At 72.0% G+C, this 21,919-nt stretch carries 17 protein-coding genes; 4 read left to right on the top strand and 13 right to left on the bottom strand.

Annotated elements, in window-relative coordinates; translation table 11 throughout:
- Positions 1-44: 44 nt before the first annotated feature.
- From ACFXBC_RS21500 to lipB, 4 genes are all read right to left on the bottom strand, one after another.
- Positions 45-740 carry a DUF4191 domain-containing protein gene (locus tag ACFXBC_RS21500; RefSeq protein WP_385026603.1) on the bottom strand — a complete coding sequence of 232 codons (696 nt, stop codon included), beginning with the start codon at positions 738-740 and terminating at the stop codon, positions 45-47.
- A gap of 19 nt (positions 741-759) precedes the next feature.
- Complete coding sequence (locus tag ACFXBC_RS21505; protein ID WP_385026606.1) at positions 760-975, bottom strand: hypothetical protein; 216 nt, start codon at positions 973-975, stop codon at positions 760-762.
- A gap of 405 nt (positions 976-1,380) precedes the next feature.
- On the bottom strand, positions 1,381-2,334 hold the full coding sequence (lipA, locus tag ACFXBC_RS21510) for a lipoyl synthase (RefSeq protein WP_266857759.1): 954 nt from the start codon (positions 2,332-2,334) through the stop codon (positions 1,381-1,383).
- A gap of 191 nt (positions 2,335-2,525) precedes the next feature.
- Complete coding sequence (lipB, locus tag ACFXBC_RS21515) at positions 2,526-3,323, bottom strand: lipoyl(octanoyl) transferase LipB (protein WP_385026610.1); 798 nt, start codon at positions 3,321-3,323, stop codon at positions 2,526-2,528.
- A gap of 221 nt (positions 3,324-3,544) precedes the next feature.
- Between lipB and ACFXBC_RS21520 the strand changes: the two genes are divergently transcribed.
- Positions 3,545-5,041: a regulator gene (locus ACFXBC_RS21520; protein ID WP_385026614.1), complete on the top strand. Its 1,497-nt coding sequence runs from the start codon at positions 3,545-3,547 to the stop codon at positions 5,039-5,041.
- A 131-nt stretch (positions 5,042-5,172) separates the two neighbouring features.
- Here the strand turns inward: ACFXBC_RS21520 and ACFXBC_RS21525 are convergent, their stop codons facing one another.
- Positions 5,173-6,639: an FAD-dependent oxidoreductase gene (locus ACFXBC_RS21525; RefSeq protein ID WP_385026617.1), complete on the bottom strand. Its 1,467-nt coding sequence runs from the start codon at positions 6,637-6,639 to the stop codon at positions 5,173-5,175.
- 357 nt (positions 6,640-6,996) lie between these two features.
- Positions 6,997-7,884 carry a TIGR01777 family oxidoreductase gene (locus ACFXBC_RS21530; RefSeq protein ID WP_385026620.1) on the bottom strand — a complete coding sequence of 296 codons (888 nt, stop codon included), beginning with the start codon at positions 7,882-7,884 and terminating at the stop codon, positions 6,997-6,999.
- 70 nt (positions 7,885-7,954) lie between these two features.
- Here ACFXBC_RS21530 and ACFXBC_RS21535 point away from each other — a divergent pair, with 70 nt between their 5' ends.
- Positions 7,955-8,473, top strand: coding sequence for a GNAT family N-acetyltransferase (locus ACFXBC_RS21535; protein ID WP_385026623.1), 519 nt, complete (start codon positions 7,955-7,957; stop codon positions 8,471-8,473).
- A gap of 101 nt (positions 8,474-8,574) precedes the next feature.
- Here the strand turns inward: ACFXBC_RS21535 and ACFXBC_RS21540 are convergent, their stop codons facing one another.
- A complete protein-coding gene (locus ACFXBC_RS21540; protein ID WP_385026626.1) occupies positions 8,575-9,093 on the bottom strand; it encodes a DUF4240 domain-containing protein in 519 nt (172 codons plus the stop codon).
- A gap of 161 nt (positions 9,094-9,254) precedes the next feature.
- Between ACFXBC_RS21540 and ACFXBC_RS21545 the strand changes: the two genes are divergently transcribed.
- The gene (locus ACFXBC_RS21545) at positions 9,255-11,249 is read left to right on the top strand and encodes a hypothetical protein (RefSeq protein WP_385026629.1); all 1,995 of its coding nucleotides are present in this window, start codon (positions 9,255-9,257) and stop codon (positions 11,247-11,249) included.
- Between the two features lie 93 nt (positions 11,250-11,342).
- Positions 11,343-12,266 carry an SDR family oxidoreductase gene (locus ACFXBC_RS21550; RefSeq protein WP_385026632.1) on the top strand — a complete coding sequence of 308 codons (924 nt, stop codon included), beginning with the start codon at positions 11,343-11,345 and terminating at the stop codon, positions 12,264-12,266.
- Between the two features lie 27 nt (positions 12,267-12,293).
- Here ACFXBC_RS21550 and ACFXBC_RS21555 read toward each other — a convergent pair whose 3' ends face one another.
- From ACFXBC_RS21555 to ACFXBC_RS21580, 6 genes are all read right to left on the bottom strand, one after another.
- The gene (locus ACFXBC_RS21555; RefSeq protein WP_385026635.1) at positions 12,294-13,304 is read right to left on the bottom strand and encodes a helix-turn-helix transcriptional regulator; all 1,011 of its coding nucleotides are present in this window, start codon (positions 13,302-13,304) and stop codon (positions 12,294-12,296) included.
- Between the two features lie 146 nt (positions 13,305-13,450).
- Entirely contained in the window at positions 13,451-16,153 is a 2,703-nt protein-coding gene (gene aceE, locus ACFXBC_RS21560) for a pyruvate dehydrogenase (acetyl-transferring), homodimeric type (protein WP_385026638.1), read from the bottom strand.
- Positions 16,154-16,359: 206 nt separating this feature from the next.
- Complete coding sequence (locus ACFXBC_RS21565) at positions 16,360-16,983, bottom strand: GntR family transcriptional regulator (protein ID WP_385026641.1); 624 nt, start codon at positions 16,981-16,983, stop codon at positions 16,360-16,362.
- A gap of 145 nt (positions 16,984-17,128) precedes the next feature.
- On the bottom strand, positions 17,129-18,547 hold the full coding sequence (gene sucB / locus ACFXBC_RS21570; protein WP_385026644.1) for a 2-oxoglutarate dehydrogenase, E2 component, dihydrolipoamide succinyltransferase: 1,419 nt from the start codon (positions 18,545-18,547) through the stop codon (positions 17,129-17,131).
- Positions 18,548-18,618: 71 nt separating this feature from the next.
- Positions 18,619-20,007, bottom strand: coding sequence for a dihydrolipoyl dehydrogenase (gene lpdA, locus ACFXBC_RS21575; protein ID WP_385026647.1), 1,389 nt, complete (start codon positions 20,005-20,007; stop codon positions 18,619-18,621).
- 306 nt (positions 20,008-20,313) lie between these two features.
- Positions 20,314-21,837: a leucyl aminopeptidase gene (locus ACFXBC_RS21580; RefSeq protein WP_385026650.1), complete on the bottom strand. Its 1,524-nt coding sequence runs from the start codon at positions 21,835-21,837 to the stop codon at positions 20,314-20,316.
- Between the last annotated feature and the right edge of the window lie 82 nt (positions 21,838-21,919).

Below are 21,919 nucleotides of genomic sequence, written 5' to 3' on the forward strand. Positions count from 1 at the left end.
GACCAAGCTGGTCCGGGCCGCCCCGTCGTCGCGTATGGCGTGGGTCAGCGCATCTTTCCGCCGCGCGGGGCGCGGGCGCTCTTCGGCATGGGGCCCTTCGGGAGCGGCATGTTCGACATCAGGTCGCCCATCGCGCGCAGCCGGTCGTTGGCCGTGGTCACCTGGGCGCCGGTCAGGACGCGCGGCAGCTTCAGCAGCGTGGTGCGCACCTTCTTCAGCGGCACCTGGCCCTCGCCCTCGCCGACGATGATGTCGTGCACCGGCACATCCACCACGACGCGCGCCATCTTTCGCTTCTCGGCGGCCAGCAGGGACTTCACCCGGTTCGGGTTGCCCTCGGCCACCAGGACCACACCGGCCTTGCCGACCGCGCGGTGTACGACGTCCTGGCTGCGGTTCATCGCGACGGCCGGGGTCGTGGTCCAGCCGCGGCCCACGTTTTCGAGCACCGCCGCCGCGGCACCGGGCTTTCCTTCCATCTGTCCGAAGGCCGCTCGCTCGGCGCGGCGTCCGAAGACGATCGCCATCGCGAGGAAGGCCAGCAGGAAACCCAGGATGCCCAGGTAGATGGGGTGACCGATCAAGAAGCCGACACCGAGGAGGACGCCGAAGACGACGATTCCCAGGCCACCGACGACAAGACCGACCTTGGGATCGGCCTTGCGGGTCATCTTGTAGGTCAGGGCGATCTGCTTGAGTCGCCCGGGATTCTCAGAGTCTGCGTTTGCCTTCCTCGCCATGGCCAGAAGTTTACGCGGACTAGGAAGTGCGGGCCGCCACGGCCTCCAGTACGTGTTCGGCGTCGACCCGGTCCCTGGCCCGGCGTCGGTCCTCCAGGACCGACGTCCAGGCGTTGCGGCGGGCGGTGCGCTGCCCGTTGCTCAGCAGCAGGGACTCGACCGCGCGGAGAGCTCCGGCGACGGTCGGGATGGCGGTGGCGCGTACGGACTGGGTCGACTGGGTCGCGGCCTGCATGGTGGGGCCCCTCGGGACGGCAGCGGATACACGGCGGATACAGCGGGTGAAGCGGTACGGCGCGTAGTGCGGCGTGCTGCGCGCAGGGGTGCTGCGGGCGCACGCGGGACCGGCGGGTGAAACGTTGCTTCCCGGCCGGCGCAGACATCGCAACCGCTGTTCCGGGCCGGCACCGTGCCGCTCCCCGCATCGCTCCCCGGTCCGGTGTGCGGTCCGACGGCGCGGTGCGTCATTAAAGAGTCACTGATTGTTGTTACCAAGGCATGTCCGGGCGGTCAAACGCGCATGAAGGCCAGGCGCTCCCGGCGGAACGGCCGACGCGGCCCGTACCCGTCCCCGACCTGCGAGGACCGTACGAGCCGCGTCACACGGCGACTACCACACCGTAGGTGCTTGTGCGGAGATTCACACGGCGGCGGCGCCGCGCCGGTCCATCGCCTGGCGGAAGAGCCGGCCCGCCCGGTACGAGGACCTGACCAGCGGACCCGACATCACACCGGAGTAGCCGATCTCCTCGGCCTCCTTCTGGAGCTCCACGAACTCGGCCGGCTTCACCCACCGCTCGACCGGGTGGTGGCGCGGCGAGGGGCGCAGATACTGCGTGATGGTGATGAGCTCGCAGCCCGCGTCGTACAGGTCCTGAAGCGCCTGGCTGATCTCCTCGCGCTCCTCGCCCATGCCCAGGATGAGGTTCGACTTGGTGACCAGACCGGCCTCACGGGCCTTGGTGATGACTTCGAGCGAGCGCTCGTAGCGGAAGCCGGGGCGGATCCGCTTGAAGATGCGCGGCACCGTCTCCACGTTGTGCGCGAGGACCTCCGGGCGGGACGAGAAGACCTCGGCCAGCTGCTCGGGGACCGCGTTGAAGTCGGGGATCAGCAGCTCGACCTTGGTACGGCCTTCGGCCCGCTCGGCCGTCATCGCGTGGATCTGCCGCACGGTCTCCGCGTACAGCCAGGCGCCGCCGTCCTCCAGGTCGTCGCGGGCGACGCCGGTGATGGTCGCGTAGTTCAGGTCCATCGTGACGACGGACTCGCCCACCCGGCGCGGCTCGTCCAGGTCCAGCGCGGCCGGCTTGCCGGTGTCGATCTGGCAGAAGTCGCAGCGCCGCGTGCACTGGTCGCCGCCGATGAGGAAGGTCGCCTCGCGGTCCTCCCAGCATTCGTAGATGTTGGGACAGCCCGCCTCCTGGCAGACCGTGTGCAGCCCCTCGGATTTCACCAGGGCCTGCATCTTGGTGTACTCGGGGCCCATCTTCGCGCGGGTCTTGATCCACTCGGGCTTGCGCTCGATGGGGGTCTGGCTGTTCCGGACCTCCAGACGCAACATCTTGCGCCCGTCGGGTGCGACAGCGGACACGTCCGGCTCCCTACAGCTTCGATTCTTCGGCGAACACCAGGGTACGCCCGTCATATGTATGGCTTGTCTCTGGCCAAACCCTTGGCCGCTGAGGCGCATTCCCCCCAACGGCTGGAGCCGCCCCTTTTCCGGACGGGGACGGACCGTCCGGACGGAGCCCGCCGGGGCGGCCGGGGCCGCCGCCGACCGCGTTACGCGGTGGCACCCTCGACCGTACGCGGCGCCAGGGCCGCGTTCTCCAGCACGTCCCGCAGATGCTTCTCCACGACGGGCAGGACCTCGGCGATCGTGACCTCGCGGCCCAGTTCGTACGAGAGCGATGTCACCCCGGCGTCCCGGATCCCGCACGGCACGATCCGGTCGAACCAGGTGGTGTCCGGGTTGCAGTTCAGTGCGAAGCCGTGCATGGTCACGCCCTTCGCGACCCTGATGCCCATGGCGGCGATCTTGCGGTCCTCGCGGCGCTGACCGGCGTTGGACGGAGCGTACTCGGGACCGTTCATCCGCGGGTCGAACTCCTCGTCGTGCAGCCGCGGGTCCAGATCGAGCGAGAGCCCGCCGAGCGACGGACGCTGCTCCACCGGGTCACCGAGCACCCACACACCCGCACGCCCCTCGACCCGGCTGGTCTCGACGCCGAACTCGGCACAGACCCGGATCAGCGCCTCCTCCAGGCGGCGCAGATGCGCGATCACGTCCACCGGGCGCGGCAGCTTCTGGATCGGGTAGCCGATCAGCTGGCCGTAGCCGTGCCAGGTGATCTTGCCGCCGCGGTCCACATCCACCACCGGCGTCCCGTCGAGCGGGCGCTCGCTGTCGTCCGTGCGCCGCCCCGCGGTGTAGACGGGCGGATGCTCCAGGAGCAGCACGGTGTCCGGGGTCTCGTCGGCGAACCGCGCCGCATGCACCTCGCGCTGCTTCTGCCAGGCCTCCCGGTACTCGACGGCCTCTTCGCCGAACCCCAGACGGACAAACCGCAGCTCGCTCACGGCAGCTCCTCATCGCATACGGACAGCAACGCCCCGAAGGGCGCTCCCGGCAACTGTACGACCCGCATCGAACGGCACCTCTGGGCGGGCAGAAACGACACCTCCTCACACGATCGGATGAATCCGGGGCGAAGGTGGCGGAACGAGCTCCTGGGCCCGCTAAATTCGCGCCGTTCCATGAGGGCTGCTCCCGGCCCGGAAGGCAGGAGACCGCACAGCTGATGACGGAACGAACCCCGCAGCGCACGTCCAACCGCCAGCTCGCCGCGCTCATCGGAGAGGCAGGATTCTCCAACGCGGGACTGGCCAGAAGAGTCGACCAGCTCGGCCTTGAGCACGGTCTCGACCTGCGGTACGACAAGACGTCGGTGACCCGCTGGCTGCGCGGCCAGCAGCCGCGGGGCACCACACCCGCGCTGATCGCCGAGGTCTTCACCAGACGGCTGGGGCGCAGACTCTCCGCCCAGGACCTGGGGCTCGACGCATGTGCGCCGGTCTACGCGGGGCTGGAATTCGCCGGTACGCCCGAGGAGGCCGTCGACATCGTCAGCGGTCTCTGGCGCAAGGACTCCGGCAGCCATGCCGAACTGCGCAAGATCGCCTTCACCCCGGCGGGGCTGGTCGTACCCAGCAGGGACTGGCTGATCGGGCGCCCCGACGACTGGAGTGCGGCCGGTTCGGCGGGTCCGGCCGGTTCGGCCGGTGGAGTGAGGCCCGGGCAGGGCGGCCGCGCCGAGCCGCAGCGCCCCGGCGCGCGGGTCCCCTCGCAGTCCCGTCCGACCGTTCCCCGCCAGCGGCAGACCGACCGGCCGGGGCAGCGGGTCGGCGCCGGGGACATCGCCGCCCTGCGTTCGGTGGGCGAGCTGTTCCGCACCCTCGACCACGCGTACGGCGGTGGCCACGCCCGGCAGGCCCTGGTGCGCTATCTGGAGCACGAGGCGGAGCCGATGCTCCGCGGGTCGTACGGCGAGGCCACCGGCCGGCGGCTCTTCGCAGCCGCCGCCGATCTGACCCGTCTCGCGGGCTGGACCTCGTACGACATCGCGGCCCACGGGCTCGCCCAGCGCTACTTCGTCCAGGCCCTGCGGCTCTCGCAGGCGGCCGGTGACCGGGCGTACGGCTCGTACGTGCTCGTCACCATGAGCCGCCAGGCCGTCTATCTCGGGCACGGCCGGGAGGCGGTCCAGCTGGCGCGGGTGGCCCAGCAGGGCATCGGGACCTCGGCGCCGCCGGTCGTCCAGGCGCTGCTGCACGCCGTCGAGGCGCGCGGTCACGCGGTGCTCGGTGAGGTACGGGCCTGTACGGCGTCCCTGGCACGGGCCGAGCGGGTCATGGAGGCGGTGCGCCCCGGCGACGAAGTACCGTACTGGGCACGGTTCTTCGACGAGGCACAGCTGACGGACGACTTCAGCCACTGCCACCGGGATCTCCAGCAGTACCGGCCGGCGGCGCAGTACGCGGAGCGCTCGCTCCAGCTGCGGGCCCCCGCCTTCGCGCGTTCCCGGCTCTTCTGCCGGGTCGTGCTGGCCACTGCCCGGCTGGGCCTCGGCGAGCTGGACCAGGCGTGCCTGCTGGGGGCCGAGTCGGCGCAGCAGGCGGCGGAGATGCGGTCGGCGCGGGCGGTGGAGTACGTGCGCGAGTTCGAGCGGCGGCTTGAGCCCTACCGTGACGCGGCGGCGGTACGCGGATACCGGGACCGTGTCGCGGCGATGGGCTGAGGCGGGGCGCCGGGGTGGAGCAGGGCGCCGGGGTGCGGTACTGGGCTCAGGCGGGGTGCCGGGCCGAGGCGGCACTGCCGGGCTGAGGCGGTGCTGCCGGGCCGGGGCGGGGCGCGTCCGTCGCACGGGTGTCACGCGGCGAGCGGGAACCCGTCCACGGCGGCGTCCGGCTTGATGCCGAAGTCCCGCATGACCGCCTGCGCGGCCCGGCGGCCGGAGACGAGCGCGCCCTGGGCGGTGCTGGTGTCGCGGTGGTCGCCGCACACGTACAGCCCCGCGAGCAGCCGTACCGGACGGCGTACGTCGTGCGGCGGTGGCATCGCGGGGACCGCGTCGGGGGAGTGGTGGACGGCGAGGAGCTCCCAGTCGTCGGTCGGGGTGCCGTGGAGCGCGGCCAGCTGGCTGCGGGCCGCACGCTCCAGGCCGGACCAGGGGGCGCCGAGCACCGTCGACGAGATCAGCGCGCGGCCGTCCGGGGCCCGTGCGGGGTCGACCTCGCTCATCACCACGCTGTGCGAGACGGGGCCCGAGCGGTCGGCGTCCAGGACCAGCGACCGGCCGGTGCGCGGAGTCACCGGAGCGGAGTGGTGAAGGACCGTCACCGGGTGGAAGGCCGGGACCCGGAGTCCGGGCAGCAGCCGGGCCGCCGAGCGGGCATCGGTGGCCACGATGAGCGCACGGCAGCCCAGCGTGGACAGTTCAGCGGTGCTGACCGTGCTGATGGAGGCGGCGGTGACGGTCACCCCGGTGGTCACCGTGCCCGGCGGCAGCGTCGCGGCCAGCCGCTCGGGCAGCACGGACGCGCCGCCCGCCGGTACGCAGAGCCGGCCGCGGGCGAATCCCCGCAGGGCGAGATCGGCGCAGCGGCTCGACGTGGTCAGCCCGGGGTCGCTCAGCAGCGCGGCCAGCAGGGGCCTGAGGAAGGCGGCGGCGGCCCGCGGCGGGAGGCCGTACGAGCGGAGCGCGGCCAGCGCGGTCTGCTCGGGGCGGGCCAGCAGCCGCTCCACCGGGGTGGCCGCGAGACGGGCCAGCGCGGCGCCCAGCCTGGCCCGGTCGAGTGCGCTGCTCATGAACGCCCCGCTCACGAGTGCGCCGCCGGTCAGTCCGCCGGCGCGCAGTCCTGCGCCCGTGAGCCCGGTGCCCGGAAGCCCGGCGCTGGTAAGCCCGGCACCCCCGAGGCCGGCACCCCCGAAGCCGCTCAGGGGGCCGCCGTTCGACGCGCCACCGCTCAAGGGGGCGCGTGCGGCGCTTCGCAGGGCGCGTGCGGCGGTGAATGCGCCCCGTGTGCCCCGGGCCTCGCCCGTCCGGTGCAGACGGCCTCCGCTGTGCACGAGGACGCCCGGGGCGAACAGCCTGAGTTCCGCCTCGCCCAGACACGGGGCGCGGAGCAGTTCCGGGTACGAGGTGCTGAGGAGCCCCCCGGCGCGGTCCAGGCGGAAACCGTCGCTCACCTCGGTGGACATACGGCCGCCCGGCGACGGGGCCGCCTCCAGGACGCTGACGGACACACCGGCGCTGGTCAGCCGGTGAGCTGCTGACAGGCCGGCGAGTCCGGCTCCGACGATGATCACGTCGGCGTGGTGCGCGGTACTGAGCACGTGCCCCTCCCCGAGGTCGGCCCGGCCGCGGCGTTCCGTACAGGGGCTGATTCCCCCAACGGGCCGCGGAAATGCCCTGGTTCGGGTCGAGCGTAGGGAGTGGCGCGGCGCGGGGCAGGCGCGCGGGGCGGGGGCACGGGGGCGTGGGGTCGCACAGGTGGCACGGCGGCGCGATGGGGGGCGTGCGGGTGGGTGGTGCTGCGCGGCTGCGCTCCACGGGGCTCCGCCCCGGACCCCGCCCCTCACGGTCCGGCGAGGCCGACCGGGACCGGCTTCCGACCGGAAGGGGCTTCCGGCCGGAACCGGCTTCCGGTCAAGCGGGGTCCCAGCGGCCCCAACCGGCCCCGGGGCCGGTTGTCAGAGCGCCGCCCGGATCGCCTCGTCGACGTCCGGGAACGCGAAATCGAACCCTGAGTCCAGGAGTTTCCGAGGCAGGACCCGCTGGCTGCCCAGGACGTCTCCCGCGAACTCGCCCAGCGCCAGCCGCAGTGCGGGCGCCGGCGCCGTGAACAGGGTGGGGCGGTGCAGGACCCGGCCCATGGCCGCTGTCACCTCGCGGTTGGTGACCGGCTGAGGGCCTGTCAGGTTCACCGGCCCGGACAGTGATTCCGTGTCCAGGATGTGGCGCAGCGCCGCGACATGGTCGTGCAGCGCGATGAAGCTCCAGTACTGGCCACCGTCGCCCATCCGGCCGCCGAGACCCGCCTTGAACAGCGGGAAGAGCCTGCCCCAGGCCCCGCCCTCCTTGGCCACCACCAGCCCCGTACGTGCGAAGGCCGTCCGGATGCCCGCCTCTTCGGCCGTGTGCGCAGCGTCCTCCCACTCGACGCAGAGCGAGGCGAGGAATCCCTCACCTGGGGGTGCGCTCTCGTCGACCGGCTGGTCGCCCGTGTCCCCGTAGTACCCGACCGCACTGCCGCACAGGAACACCGCCGGCGGTACGTCGAGCGAGGCGACGGCATCGGCGAGCGTCGCGGTGCCCAGCACCCGGCTGTCCCGCAGCTCCTTCTTGTACGCGTCCGTCCAGCGATGGTCGCCGACCCCGGCCCCGGCCAGATTGACCACCGCGTCACAGCCGGCCAGACCCGCCGTGTCCACATGTTCCCGGCCGGGGTCCCACTCCACCTCGTCAGGCGCCTCGGCCGTACGGCGGACCAGCCGCACCACCTCGTGCCCGTCGGTGCGCAGGGAACGGCCCAGCGCCGTACCGATCAGTCCTGATGCTCCGGCAATCGCGATACGCATGGGCCCATCCTCACGCACCCCGGCGAAATCGCGCAGCGCCCTCGCGCGCGCCCGTGGCAGAGTGGCCCGCATGCCTGCCCCGAACACCCGTATGCCCGACCCGAACATACGCCTGGCCGTACCCGAGGACGGTGACGCCCTCGGCGAACTCGACCGGGCGACCTGGTCCACGCTGCACGCGGTCGTGCCGCCGCCCCGGCCCCCGTACCCGCCCTTCTTCGACGAACGGCACAGCCCGGCGGACCATCTGGTCGCCGAACTGGCGGGCGCGCTCGTGGGCTATATCCGGCTGGTGCGGCCCATCCCGATCGCCAGCAACGCCCATGTCCGCCAGATCCAGGGCCTGGCCGTCGCCCGCACGGCGCGCGGGCACGGTGTGGGCCGGGCGCTGCTGCGGGCCGCGTGCGCCGAGGCGAGGCGGCAGGGCGCCACCCGGATCACCTTGCGCGTGCTCGGGCACAACACCCCCGCCCGCGGGCTCTACGCCGCTGAAGGGTTCACCGTGGAGGGCGTGCTGCCGGGCGAGTTCCATCTGGCCGGCCGGTATGTCGACGACGTACTGATGGGCCGCGCTCTCACGCCGTACTGACCGGGCCTCCAGCGCACGCCGTACTGACCGGGCCCCCGGCGCACCCCGAACTGGCCGGCCCCGGCGCACCCCGAACTGGCCGGCCCCCGCCACGACGGGTCTCAGGAGCCGAACCGCTCCCACAGCCGGGGATACCGCTCGGCGAGCGCCTCGTCGTCGAAGTCGACCGGTGGGCCCTCCGGGTCGGCGGCCTGCGGCGGGATGCCGAGATCGGGCGTGGGCGCCCCGGTGAGCTGCTCGTACGCCTCGTCGGCCGCGTACCCCAGGTCCTCGCCGTCGCCGTCGATCTCCTCGTCGAAGTCGTCCAGGAGATCCGCCAGGGCGTCCGGGTCCTGGAGCGCGCCCTCGAAGATCTCCCGGCCCTGGCCGATGAGCCAGCAGCGGAAGTAGTCGAAGGAGTCGCTGTCGCTCTCGCGGAGCAGCACCACCGCCGCGCCCCACAGATCCCAGCGGTACGCGCGGTTGTAGCGGGCCTCGAAGTACCGGGCGAACTCCAGCACGGACTCCGGGTCGAGCTGCGCCAATCGCTCGGTGAGCAGGTCGGCATGGTCCTCGGGGTCGCCGTCGGCGGCCGCCCGAGTGCTGTCGATGGTCTCCCAGAACTCCGTCTCGTCCCTCACGCGTCCAGCATCGTGGTTGGCGGGGCGCGGCGCACGCGGAGCGCCGATCAGCGGCCCTCTTGTTACCAGGCGATGTGACCGTCCGATCATTCACTCGTTTGACGGTGCAGCGATTCCGATCACTCGCCCCGATCACTCACCCCAAAGGGGTCACCCCCGTCATGCGAACGCAAGAGCAACCGGAGAGTGCGAGGTCCGGCGCCGCCCGAGTGGGCGTGGAGCAGGCCGAGGCCGCACTCGTCGAGCACTATCCGCGGCTCGTCCGCCTCGCCTACATCACGCTGCCGCCGTCCCTGGGCCGCCACCGCCGGGTCCTCGCCGCCCATGCGACCGTCCAGCGCGCACTGCCCGCATCACGCGGCGGCGGACCGGACGGGCCGCGCGTGCCCGTCCAGCGCGGCGCCCCCGAAGACCCCGGGTACGCCCTGGTCAGACGGCGGGTGCTCACGGCCGTCCTGGCCTACGGGCAGCGCCCCGGCTGGTGGCCCCGGCGGCTGCCGGCGCCGCGCGCGCTGCGGCCCGCGCTGCCCGCCGTGTTCGGGCTCCGGGTCTTCCCCCGGTCCGGTGGCGCCGATCAACTCGCCCTGGAACAGGCCCTGTCGGGGGCCACGCCGGCCGCCAGAGCCGCGCTCGTACTGCACCGCGTCGAGGGCCTGAGCGAACAGGCAACCCGTACGCTGCTGACCGAGGCGGGCGCCACCGACGCCGGGTCCGCGCTGCGCACTGCGGCCCGGCTGGCCCGTACCCCGGCGGAGACCGGCGCCGACGCGCTGCTGGCCTCCGAGGAGTTCGACCCCTGTCTGGTGCACACCCGGCCCACCGATCTGATCCGGCGCAGACAGCGGATCAGGTTCGCGCGGTGCGTGGGCGCCCTCGTGACCGTGCTCGCGGTGGCCCTGGTGGTGGTGGACCGCGACGGCGGTTCACAGCCGTCCGCCGCGACCGGGCCGTACAACCCCGCCGTCGCCGCCCGCGCGCTCGATCCGGCGCTGCTGCTGCGCGCCCCGGCCCAGGAGTGGGCCGACACTTCACGCGTCGACTTCACGGTCTGGCCCGCCCGCGGGGCCCGCAAGGACGACAGCGCGCTGCTCGGCCGGGCGCTGAAGGTCTGGGCGAGCCCCGCCCGTACGGTACGGATCTCCGCCACCCCGGGCGCCGCGACCGTGCCGCCCGCACAGCCGCCCCGGCTGCTCTACGCGGGCGATGTGGACGGTACGGCCGTGGTGCTGTTCGCCGACGGGGACCGGGTCGTCCGGTACGCCGAGCCCACGCGTGGCGCGGGCGCGCCCGCGCTGGACTTCGCCCGCGCCGACGACGCCGACATCACCACCGGGGCCGCGGTCGTCGTCGGCCGCACCGACGGCAACGCCCGGTTCCTGCTGGCGCCGTGGGTCGCCGAGTCCGCCACCCGCGACCTCCTCGCCCCCGACACCCCGGCACGCCCGCTCGACGAGGGCAAGGACGGAGTGACCTCCCCGGTGTCGAGCCCGGCCATGGTCGTGGGCGGCAAGGGATGCGGCTCCTGGCCCGCGCTCCAGCTCCGCTCCTCCAGCAGGGTCGCTGAGAAGCACGCGTTCCTCCTCACCGACCTCGGTGACCTCACGCCCGTCCACCTCACCTACACCCCGCCACCGGGCGGCGGGGCCCCGGCACGCTCGCCCAGGGAGGCGACCGGCAGCCAGGCGCTGGTCAGCTGGGCGCACACCGCGTGTTCGCTGACCGGGGTACGCGGCAGTGGCGTACGTGCCGTGAACAACTGGGAGTACGCCCGCCAGCAACTCCCCGAAGACGGCGGCCACGCCTCCTGGGTGTGTACCAGGGCGGACACCTGGCAGGGGCCCGGCAGGGTCTCCGTACAGCTCCAGCTCCCGGGTGGCCCCGCGTCCAGGCCGGGCGCCCTCGTGGCGCAGCGGAAGAACACCGCGCTGTGCAGCCGCTTCGGCCAGAACGTCCTGGCGGGCGCCAAGTGGAAGGCGGAATCGGGCCGGTGGTATCTGCTCGCCGCGGGCAGCAGGGAGGTCCGCGAGATCGACGCGACCGGAGGCGTACGGGCTACGGCGCACGGTACGACGATGGCGGTACGGGCGGGCAAGGACGACCGGGCGGTCATGACGGCCCGGCTGGCGGACGGGGACACGCTGAAGGCACTGGGCTGAGGGACTGGGCTGAGCACCTGGGCTGAGCACCGGATCCGGAATTCCCCGGAAATCCGGACCGGGGTTGTCGGGTATGGGTGGCACGGTGGCCGTATGGAGACAGACAAGCCTTTGACGGGACGAATCGCCCTGGTCGCCGGAGCCACCCGGGGCGCCGGCCGGGCCATCGCCGTACAGCTGGGAGCGGCGGGCGCCACCGTGTACGCGACCGGGCGCACCACCCGCGAGCACCGCAGCGAAGTGGGCCGCTCCGAGACCATCGAGGAGACCGCCGAACTGATCTCCGCCGCGGGCGGGACCGGGTTCGCCGTGCCCACCGACCATCTGGAGGAGGAGCAGGTCCGCGCCCTGACCGAGCGGATCGACCGCGAGCAGGGACGGCTGGACATCCTGGTCAACAACATCTGGGGCGGTGACCATCTCGCCGGGATCGGCGAGGCGAGGAAGATGTGGGAGATCCCGCTGGCGGACGGGCTCCGGATGCTGGAGCTGGGCGTCAGGAGCCACATCGTCACCAGCAGCGTCGCGCTGCCGCTGCTGGTCCGCACCCGGGGCGGTCTTGTGGTCGAAGTGACGGACGGGACAGCTGAGTTCAACCGGGACTACCGGGAGAACTTCTACTTCGGCCTGGCCAAGAACGCACCGATCCGGATGGCCTCCGACCTGGCCCACGAGCTGACGTCCCTCGGGGGCACGGCGGTCTGTGTCACCCCCGGCTTCCTGCGCTCGGAGGCGATGCTCGACCACTTCGGGGTGACGGAGGCGACCTGGCGCGACGCCATCGCCGAGGAACCGCACTTCGCCATCGCGGAGTCCCCGGTGTTCGTGGGCCGCGCGGTGGCCGCGCTCGCGGCCGACCCGGACCGGGCCCGGTGGAACGGCCAGTCGCTCTCCAGCGGACAACTGGCCGCCGAGTACGGTTTCACGGACGCGGACGGCAGCCGGCCCGACGCCTGGCGGTACATCACCGAGGTCGCACTCGGCGGCGCGGACCGGGCCGCGGAGGAGTACCGGTAGCCACCGGCAGCGCGGGGGCGGCGCCGCTCACTCGTACAGCCGCGCCGCCGCCCGCAGCGCATCGGCGAACCGCGCCCGCAGCTCCGGCGGCTCCAGGACCTCCACATCCGGCCCCAGCGACAGCAGCTGCGCATACGCCACATCCAGCGACTCGACCGGCAGCGCGACCGTCACCCGGCCCAGCTCGTCAGGGGCGGAGGCCGCGGTCAGCGCCTCGTTGGCCGCCGCGCGGTCCACCGCGTACGGAAGGGACTCGGCGCCCGGCGCGGAGAGGCGGACCACCACATCGGCCGCGAGGAGCGACCGGGCGAAACCGGCGGCCCGCTCCTCCCAGAAGGCGGGCAGGTCGAACTCCTCGTCCCGGACGAAGGAGCCGTCCTCATGGAGCGTGAGGGCGGTGAAGCGGTCGATGCGGTACACCCGGAAGTCCCCGGGGCCGTCGTCGACGGAGCACCCGTCGCCGGAGCGGGGCTCCGCGCGGGCGCAGAGATACCAGACCCCGGCCTTCAGCACCAGGCCGTACGGCTCCAGGGTGCGCTCCACGGCCGAGCCGTCCCGGCGGCGGTAGCGCGCCGATATCCGGCTGTCCGCCCAGACCGCGCGGGCCAGCGGGGCCAGCAGCTCAGGGGTGCTCGGCTCCTGGTACCAGCCGGGCGCGTCCAGGTGGAAGCGCTGGGTGGCCGATGCCGGTGCGTCGCGCAGCGAAGGCAGCAGCGCGGCCGAGACCTTCAGCCGGGCGGCCGACGCGGCGTCGTCGAGCCCCATCTCCCGCAGCGCGCCCGGCAGTCCGGAGAGGAAGAGCGCCTCGGCCTCCGAGCGGGCCAGACCGGTCAGCCGGGTGCGGTAACCGCCTATCAGCCGGTAACCGCCCGACCTGCCACGCTCCGCGTAGACCGGGACGCCCGCCTCCGAGAGGGCGAGCGCGTCCCGGGTGACGGTGCGCTCGGACACGTCGAGCTCCTGCGCCAGCTCGGCCGCAGTCATCATCGGCCGGGACTGGAGCAGGAGCACCATCTTGATCAGGCGGGCAGCGCGCATGGCATCAGCATGCACGCCACCACTGACAACGGGCGTGTGACCTCGGGTACCCCCGGATCACACGCCCGTTGTCAGGACATCACCCCTGACGCGCGACGCTCACAGGCCGTAGCGCTCACAGGCCGTAGGGCTCACAGCCGTAGCGCTCAGAGGCCGTAGCGCTCGCGGGCCTCCTTGACCGCCGACACGGGAACCTCGCCCCGCTTGGCGAGCGAGGCCAGCGCCGCGACGACGACCGACTGCGCGTCGACACCGAAGTGACGGCGGGCCGCCTCCCGGGTGTCCGAGATACCGAAGCCGTCGGTGCCGAGCGAGGTCCAGTCCTGCTCGACCCACTGGCTGATCTGGTCCGGGACCTGCCGCATCCAGTCGCTCACCGCGAGCACCGGACCCGGGGCGCCGGCCAGCGCCTGGGTGACGTACGGGGTGCGCTGCTCACCGCGGAGCAGCGCCTCGTCGCACTCCAGCGCGTCACGGCGCAGCTCGCCCCACGAGGTCGCCGACCAGACATCGGCCGTCACACCCCAGTCGGCCGCCAGCAGCTCCTGGGCCTCAAGGGTCCAGTGGATCGCCGTACCCGACGCGAGCAGCTGGATGTGCGGGGAGCCGGCTGCCGCCGCGCCCTCCTTGAAGCGGTACAGACCGCGGCGGATGCCCTCCTCGACGCCCTCGGGCATCGCGGGCTGCTGCTTCGGCTCGTTGTAGACCGTCAGGTAGTAGAAGACGTTCTCCGCGTCCGGACCGTACATCCGGCGCAGACCGTCCTTGACGATCACGGCGATCTCGAAGGCGAACGCCGGGTCGTAGTTGAGCGACGCCGGGTTGGTGGAGGCGATCAGATGCGAGTGGCCGTCCGCGTGCTGGAGCCCCTCACCGGTCAGCGTGGTGCGGCCCGCGGTGGCGCCGACGATGAAGCCGCGGCCCAGCTGGTCGCCGAGCTGCCACATCTGGTCGGCGGTGCGCTGCCAGCCGAACATCGAGTAGAAGATGTAGAAGGGCACCATCGGCTCGCCGTGCGTCGCGTACGACGTGGCGGCGGCGATGAAGTCGGCCATGGCCCCGGCCTCGGTGATCCCCTCGTTGAGGATCTGGCCGTCGCTGGCCTCCTTGTAGTACATCAGCTGGTCGCGGTCGACCGGGTCGTACGTCTGGCCCTTCGGCGAGTAGATACCGGCCGACGGGAACAGCGACTCCATACCGAACGTACGGGCCTCGTCGGGGACGATCGGCACCCAGCGCTTGCCGGTCTGCTTGTCCCGCATCAGGTCCTTCATCAGCCGGACGAAGGCCATCGTGGTGGCCATCTCCTGCTGGCCCGAACCCTTGATGAGCGCCTTGAACGCACGCTCCTCGGGCTCCGGCAGGACGACCTGGTGCACCCGGCGGGCCGGGGCGGGGCCGCCCAGCTCGGCGCGGCGCTCCTGGAGGTAGCGGACCTCGGGCGAGTCCGCGCCGGGGTGGCCGTAGGGCACCAGGCCCTCGTCCAGCTTCGCGTCCGGGATCGGCAGGTCCAGCAGATCGCGCATGGCGCGGAACTGCTTGCCGTCCAGCTTCTTCATCTGGTGGTTGGCGTTGCGGGACTCGAAGCCCTCACCGAGGGTGTAGCCCTTCACGGTCTGCGCGAGGATCACGGTCGGGGCGCCCTTGAACTCCAGGGCCGCCTTGTACGCCGCGTACACCTTGCGGGCCTCGTGGCCGCCGCGCGAGGAGTGGAAACACTCGGCGATCTTCGCGTCGGTGAGCAGCTTCGCCAGCTCGGCGAGGGCGGGCTCGGCGCCGAAGAAGTGCTGGCGGATGTAGGCCACGTCGCGCGTCGCGTACGTCTGGAACTGCGCGTCCGGCACCTCGCGGAGGCGGCGGACCAGTGCACCCGTGGTGTCGAGCTGGAACAGCTCGTCCCAGGCGGACCCCCAGAGCGTCTTGATGACGTTCCAGCCGGCGCCGCGGAACTGCGCCTCCAGCTCCTGCACGACCCGGAAGTTGGCCCGCACCGGGCCGTCGAGGCGCTGCAGGTTGCAGTTGATGACGAAGGTGAGGTTGTCGAGGCCCTCACGGGCGGCCAGGGTGAGCGCGGTCGTCGACTCGGGCTCGTCCATCTCGCCGTCGCCGAGGAAGGCCCAGACGTGCGAGTTCGAGGTGTCCTTGATGCCGCGGCCGGTCAGATAGCGGTTGAACCGCGCCTGGTAGATCGAGGAGATCGGGCCCAGGCCCATCGAGACCGTGGGGAACTCCCAGAGCCAGGGCAGCCGGCGCGGGTGCGGGTAGGACGGCAGCCCGTCGCCGCCCGCCTCCTGACGGAAGTTGTCGAGCTGCTGCTCGCTGAGGCGTCCGTCGAGGAAGGCACGGGCGTAGATGCCGGGCGACGCGTGGCCCTGGACGTAGAGCTGGTCGCCCGAGCCTCCCCCGTTCTCGGCTCCGCTCGAACGGGAGGTGCCCCCTCCCTCCTTGCCGCGGAAGAAGTGGTTGAAGCCGGTCTCGTACAGCCAGGCGGCCGAGGCGAAGGTGGCGATGTGGCCGCCGACGCCGAACCGGGAGCCGCGGGTGACCATCGCGGCCGCGTTCCAGCGGTTCCACGCGGTGATCCGGCTCTCCATCGCCAGGTCGCCGTCGAAGGCGGGCTCGGCGGAAGTCGGAATGGTGTTGACGTAGTCGGTCTCCAGCAGCTTGGGCAGCGCGAGACCGGCGCCGTCGGCCCGCTCCAGCGTGCGGCGCATCAGATATGCGGCACGGTGGGGGCCTGCGGCCTTGGTGACGGCGTCCAGGGATGCCGCCCACTCGGCGGTCTCCTCGGGGTCGCGGTCCGGGAGCTGGTCGAGCTCACTGTGAAGCTTGCCTACGGGGTCGGTCATGGTCGCCGCCTTCCGGACAGAACAGGGGGTGAAGAAAGGCCCGGTCTGGCAGGACAGGGCGACGGGCTGGGTGAAGCCCTCCGGAGACTGTAAATCGCTGATCGATGATCGATCAAAGGGTAGAAGGAAAAATCTTTCCGTAACGTAAAAAGTCGGCATGCGGTGTCAGCAATGGGGGCACCCGGTGCCGCGAAAAGGGGCTCTGATCAGGCCCGCGGTGCACATCCGAGCACATGGTCCTTCACCAGAGGGCCGATCTGCGGGTCCCTCCGCCGGAACGCCTCGACCAGCTCCTCGTGCTCCTCCGCGTAGGACTTCTGCACCGTCCCCAGCCAGCGGATGGAGAGCGTGGTGAACACCTCGATGCCCAGCGACTCCCAGGTGTGCATCAGCACGCTGTTCCCGGCCGCCCGTACCAGCTCCCTGTGGAAGGCCACGGTGTGCCTGACCTGGGCGGCGCTGTCCTTCACCTGGTCGGCCCGGTAGAGCGCGGCCACCGAGGGCTCCAGGACGGAGACATCGGCGGCCAGCCGGTCGACGGCCAGTTCGGCGGCGATCTGCTCCAGACCGGCCCGGACGGGGTAGCTCTCCTCCAGGTCGGCCGCGGTCAGATTCCGTACGCGTACGCCCTTGTTGGGGGCCGACTCGATGAGCCGCAGCGACTCCAGCTCCCGCAGGGCCTCACGGACCGGCGTCTGGCTCACCTCCAACTCGACGGCGATCCGCCGCTCCACGATCCGTTCGCCCGGCTGCCACCGGCCGCGGACGATGCCCTCCACGATGTGCTCGCGAATCTGCTCGCGCAGGGAGTGGATGACGGGCGGCGTCATGGTGAGCTCCTTCGGACCGTATGGGTCTGGGCGGGGACGGTCGCACGGGCCCAGGGGCCTTTCGTCCGGCCCAGGCCCCCCAAGACAATACGGCGGCGCCCCCGTCCGGAAGGAGTCCGGACAGGGGCGCCGCAGGTGAGGCTGGTTACAGGCCGAGCTCGACCTCGAACTCGCCGGCCTCCAGGATCGCCTTGACCGTCGTCAGGTAACGGGCCGCGTCGGCGCCGTCCACCAGGCGGTGGTCGTAGGAGAGAGCCAGGTACGTCATGTCGCGGACGCCGATGACGGTGCCCTCGGCGGTCTCGATGACGGCCGGACGCTTCACGGTCGCGCCGATGCCCAGGATGGCGACCTGGTTCGGCGGGACGATGACCGTGTCGAACAGCGCACCGCGCGAACCGGTGTTGCTGATCGTGAAGGTCGCACCGGACAGCTCGTCCGGGCTGATCTTGCTGGACCGGACCTTGCCCGCCAGCTCCGCGGTCTTCTTCGAGATACCGGCCAGGTTGAGGTTGCCCGCGTCCTTGATGACCGGGGTCATCAGGCCCTTCTCGGAGTCCACCGCGATACCGATGTGCTCGGTGTCGAAGTAGCTGACCGTGCCCTCGTCCTCATTGATCCGGGCGTTGACGACCGGGTGGGCCTTCAGCGCCTGGGCGGCGGCCTTGACGAAGAACGGCATCGGGGACAGCTTGACGCCCTCACGGGCGGCGAAGGCGTCCTTGGCCTGGTTGCGCAGCTTCATCAGCTTGGTGATGTCCACCTCGACCACGGTGGTCAGCTGGGCCTGGCTGTGCAGCGCCTTCATCATGTTGTCGCCGATGACCTTGCGCATCCGGGTCATCTTGACGGTCTGGCCGCGCAGCGGGGACGCCTCGAGCTTGGGCGCCTTGGCGGCGGCCGGAGCCGGGGACGGCGCCGGGGAGGCGGCCTTGGCGGCCTCCGCGGCGGTGATGACGTCCTGCTTGCGGATACGGCCACCGACGCCGGTGCCCTTGACCGAACCCAGCTCGACACCGTTCTCGGCGGCGAGCTTGCGGACCAGCGGGGTCACATAGGCGCCGTCGTCACCGGAGGTCGCGGCGGGCGCCGGGGCCGGGGTGACGGGGGCCGGAGCCGGCGACGCGGCCGGAGCGGGCGCCGGTGCCGCCGGGGCGGCGGGAGCGGCCGGGGCCTGCTGGGCGGGCGCCGGAGCCGGGGCGGCCGGAGCCGGAGCCGCGGCGGGAGCCGGTGCCGGAGCGGCAGGGGCAGCCGGAGCGGCCGGAGCCGGGGCCTGCTCGGCGGGGGCCGGTGCCGGGGCGGCAGGCGCCGCGGCCGGGGCCGCACCCTTCGCACCGACGACGGCGAGCCTGGCGCCGACCTCGGCGGTCTCGTCCTCGCCGACCAGGATCTCCAGCAGGGTGCCCGCGACGGGCGACGGGATCTCGGTGTCGACCTTGTCGGTCGAGACTTCGAGCAGCGGCTCGTCGGCCTCGACGCGCTCACCCTCGGCCTTGAGCCAGCGGGTGACGGTGCCCTCGGTGACGCTCTCGCCGAGCGCCGGCAGGGTTACGGAAACCGACATGGTTTCAGTTGCTCCTAACGGAAAGTGAAGTGGTCGTCGCGGCCCAGGGACTCAGTGCCCGGGAGGGGCTGCTAGTCGTGGGCGTGCAGGGGCTTGCCCGCGAGGGCCAGATGGGCCTCGCCGAGCGCCTCGTTCTGCGTCGGGTGCGCGTGGATGAGCTGCGCGACCTCGGCCGGCAGAGCTTCCCAGTTGTAGATCAGCTGGGCTTCGCCGACCTGCTCGCCCATCCGGTCACCGACCATGTGGACGCCGACGACGGCACCGTCCTTGACCTGGACGAGCTTGATCTCGCCCGCGGTCTTCAGGATCTTGCTCCTGCCGTTGCCCGCGAGGCTGTACTTGAGTGCGACGACCTTGTCCGCGCCGTACACCTCCTTGGCCTTGGCCTCGGAGAGCCCCACCGACGCGACCTCGGGGTGGCAGTACGTCACCTTCGGCACACCGTCGTAGTCGATCGGCACGGTCTTCAGACCGGCCAGCCGCTCCGCGACGAGGATGCCCTCGGCGAAGCCGACGTGCGCGAGCTGGAGGGTCGGGACCAGGTCACCGACGGCCGAGATCGTCTCGACGTTCGTCCGCATGTACTCGTCGACCAGGACATAGCCCCGGTCCATCGAGACGCCCTGCTCCTCGTAACCGAGGCCCTGCGAGACCGGTCCGCGGCCGATGGCCACGAGCAGCACCTCGGCCTCGAACTCCTTGCCGTCGGCCAGCGTGACCTTGACACCCTTCTCGGTGTACTCGGCCTTGTCGAAGAAGGTGCCCAGGTTGAACTTGATACCGCGCTTGCGGAACGCGCGCTCAAGCAGCTTCGAGCTGTTCTCGTCCTCGACCGGCACCAGGTGCTTCAGCCCCTCGACGACGGTCACCTCGGTGCCGAAGGACTTCCACGCCGAGGCGAACTCGACGCCGATGACGCCGCCGCCCAGGATGATCGCGGACTCCGGGACCCGGTCCAGCGTCAGGGCGTGGTCGGAGGAGATGATGCGGTTGCCGTCGATCTCCAGGCCGGGCAGCGACTTCGGTACGGAGCCGGTGGCCAGGAGGATGTGGCGGCCCTGGACGCGCTTGCCGTCCACATCGACGGAGGTGGGGGACGAGAGACGCCCCTCACCCTCGATGTAGGTCACCTTGCGGGAGGCGACCAGTCCCTGAAGGCCCTTGTAGAGGCCCGCGACCACGTCGTCCTTGTACTTGTGCACCCCGGCGATGTCGATACCGTTGAAGGTGGCCTTGACCCCGAACTGCTCGCTCTCGCGCGCCTGGTCGGCGATCTCGCCGGCGTGCAGCAGGGCCTTGGTGGGGATGCAGCCGTTGTGCAGGCAGGTGCCGCCCAGCTTGTTCTTCTCGATCAGGGCGACGTCGAGACCAAGCTGCGCCCCGCGCAGCGCCGCGGCGTAACCGCCGCTACCGCCGCCGAGAATCACTAGGTCGAAAACGGTGCTGGCGTCGTTCGCCACGTCACGTCCTCCATGCATGGTGCGCCGGTGCCGGTCTTCCCTGACCGGGCGGCGGCGGGTGTACGGCCGCTTCTGTTCGGCCCTGTGGTGGGGGCCCTGTCCTGCCGAAGACCCATCTTCGCACTTGTCGGCCGCCGACGGGACGCCGGGCCGTAGTGCGGTACGTCCCATCCGCCGTCCGGGCCCCTCACCCGGGCGTACACACGTACGGATTTCGTTCAGGGCGAACACCGGCAAAGGCAGGGCAAAGCCGTACGGCCCCGGGCCGGGGAGCCGGGGGCCGTACGGGAGGAGCGGTGGTGCCGGTCAGCCGAGGTCGCCGTCGGCGGTGCGCTCCGCGAGGCGCACCAGGGTACGGATCGCCGATCCCGTGCCGCCCTTGGGGGTGTACCCGAAGGGGCCCGCCTCGTTGAAGGCCGGACCCGCGATGTCGAGGTGGGCCCAGGTGATGCCCTCGCCGACGAACTCCTTCAGGAAGAGACCCGCGACCAGGCCGCCGCCCATCCGCTCGCCCATGTTGGCGATGTCGGCGGTGGGGGAGTCCATGCCCTTGCGCAGGTCGGCCGGGAGCGGCATCGGCCAGGACGGCTCGCCGACCTCCTCCGCGATCTCGTGCAGCTCGGTACGGAAGGCGTCGTCGTTGGACATGATGCCGAAGGTGCGGCTGCCCAGCGCCATCATCATCGCGCCGGTCAGCGTCGCCACGTCGACGATCGCGTCGGGGGCGTCCTCGGACGCCTTCGCGATCGCGTCGGCCAGCACCAGCCGGCCCTCGGCGTCGGTGTTGAGGACCTCGACGGTCTTGCCGCTGTACATCTTCAGCACGTCACCCGGGCGGGTGGCCGAGCCGGACGGCATGTTCTCGGCGAGCGCCAGCCAGCCGGTGACGTTGACCCGCAGGCCGAGCCGGGCCGCGGAGACGACGGCGGCGAACACGGCGGCGGCGCCCGCCATGTCGCACTTCATCGTCTCGTTGTGGCCGGCCGGCTTGAGCGAGATGCCGCCCGAGTCGTAGGTGATGCCCTTGCCGACGAAGGCGAGCGACTTCTCCGCCTTGGAGTGGGTGTACGAGAGCTTCACCAGCCGCGGCGGGGCCTCCGAACCGACACCGACGCCGAGGATGCCGCCGAAGCCGCCCTTGGTGAGCGCCTTCTCGTCGAGCACCTGCACCTTGATGCCGTGCTCCTTGCCGGCCGCGGTGGCGACAGCGGCGAAGGCCGCCGGGTTCAGCTCGTTCGGTGGGGTGTTGACCAGGTCGCGGGCGCGGTTGATCTCCTCGGCGACGGCCAGGGCGCGCTCGGCTGCGGCCTTGTGCGCCTTGTCCCGCGGCTTGGCGCCCAGCAGGGCGGCCTCACCGAGCGGACCCTTGGCGTCCTTGGGGACGGCCTGGAACGCGGTGAAGGCGTACGCCCCGAGCAGCGCGCCCTCGCCGATCGCCTGGACGTCCTCGGCGGAGGCGACGGGCAGCGCGAAGGCGGCCTTCTTGGCACCGGCCAGCACCCGGGCGGCGACACCGGCCGCGCGGCGCAGCGTCTCCTCGGCGTACTCGCCGTCCCCGGCGTCCGTCTTGTCCGGTACGGCGCCGAGCCCGACGGCCAGGACGACCGGGGCCTTGAGACCGGCGGGGGCGGGGACCTTGATGGCCTCGCCCTCGGCGCCGGTGGCACCGAGGGTGTCCAGAACGCCGGCGAGCTTCCCGCCGAACGCCTTGTCCACGGCTTCGGCGCCGGGTGCGACCACGGGGCCCTTGGCGCCCTTCGCCACGCCTACGACGACGGCGTCGGCGCGCAGCGTCGCGGCGCCGGCCGTGCTGAGAGTGAGAGCAGTCACGGTGGTGAAATCTCGCTTCCGTTGAGTGTGTCGGTGGCCGGTGGATGGGGCCGCCCCGCCGCAGAGCCTACGCTCGGTGACG

The organism is Streptomyces sp. NPDC059398 (assembly GCF_042751845.1).
GTDB lineage: Bacteria > Actinomycetota > Actinomycetes > Streptomycetales > Streptomycetaceae > Streptomyces.

Excerpts from the sequence above, each read along its gene's own strand:
- ACFXBC_RS21565 (WP_385026641.1), bottom strand. The coding sequence starts at position 16,983 with ATGACGCCGCCCGTCATCCACTCCCTGCGCGAGCAGATTCGCGAGCAC.
- ACFXBC_RS21550 (WP_385026632.1), top strand. The coding sequence starts at position 11,343 with ATGGAGACAGACAAGCCTTTGACGGGACGAATCGCCCTGGTCGCCGGA.
- ACFXBC_RS21545 (WP_385026629.1), top strand. The coding sequence starts at position 9,255 with ATGCGAACGCAAGAGCAACCGGAGAGTGCGAGGTCCGGCGCCGCCCGA.
- aceE (WP_385026638.1), bottom strand. The coding sequence starts at position 16,153 with ATGACCGACCCCGTAGGCAAGCTTCACAGTGAGCTCGACCAGCTCCCG.
- ACFXBC_RS21520 (WP_385026614.1), top strand. The coding sequence starts at position 3,545 with ATGACGGAACGAACCCCGCAGCGCACGTCCAACCGCCAGCTCGCCGCG.
- ACFXBC_RS21500 (WP_385026603.1), bottom strand. The coding sequence starts at position 740 with ATGGCGAGGAAGGCAAACGCAGACTCTGAGAATCCCGGGCGACTCAAG.
- sucB (WP_385026644.1), bottom strand. The coding sequence starts at position 18,547 with ATGTCGGTTTCCGTAACCCTGCCGGCGCTCGGCGAGAGCGTCACCGAG.
- ACFXBC_RS21555 (WP_385026635.1), bottom strand. The coding sequence starts at position 13,304 with ATGCGCGCTGCCCGCCTGATCAAGATGGTGCTCCTGCTCCAGTCCCGG.
- ACFXBC_RS21535 (WP_385026623.1), top strand. The coding sequence starts at position 7,955 with ATGCCTGCCCCGAACACCCGTATGCCCGACCCGAACATACGCCTGGCC.
- ACFXBC_RS21505 (WP_385026606.1), bottom strand. The coding sequence starts at position 975 with ATGCAGGCCGCGACCCAGTCGACCCAGTCCGTACGCGCCACCGCCATC.
- ACFXBC_RS21530 (WP_385026620.1), bottom strand. The coding sequence starts at position 7,884 with ATGCGTATCGCGATTGCCGGAGCATCAGGACTGATCGGTACGGCGCTG.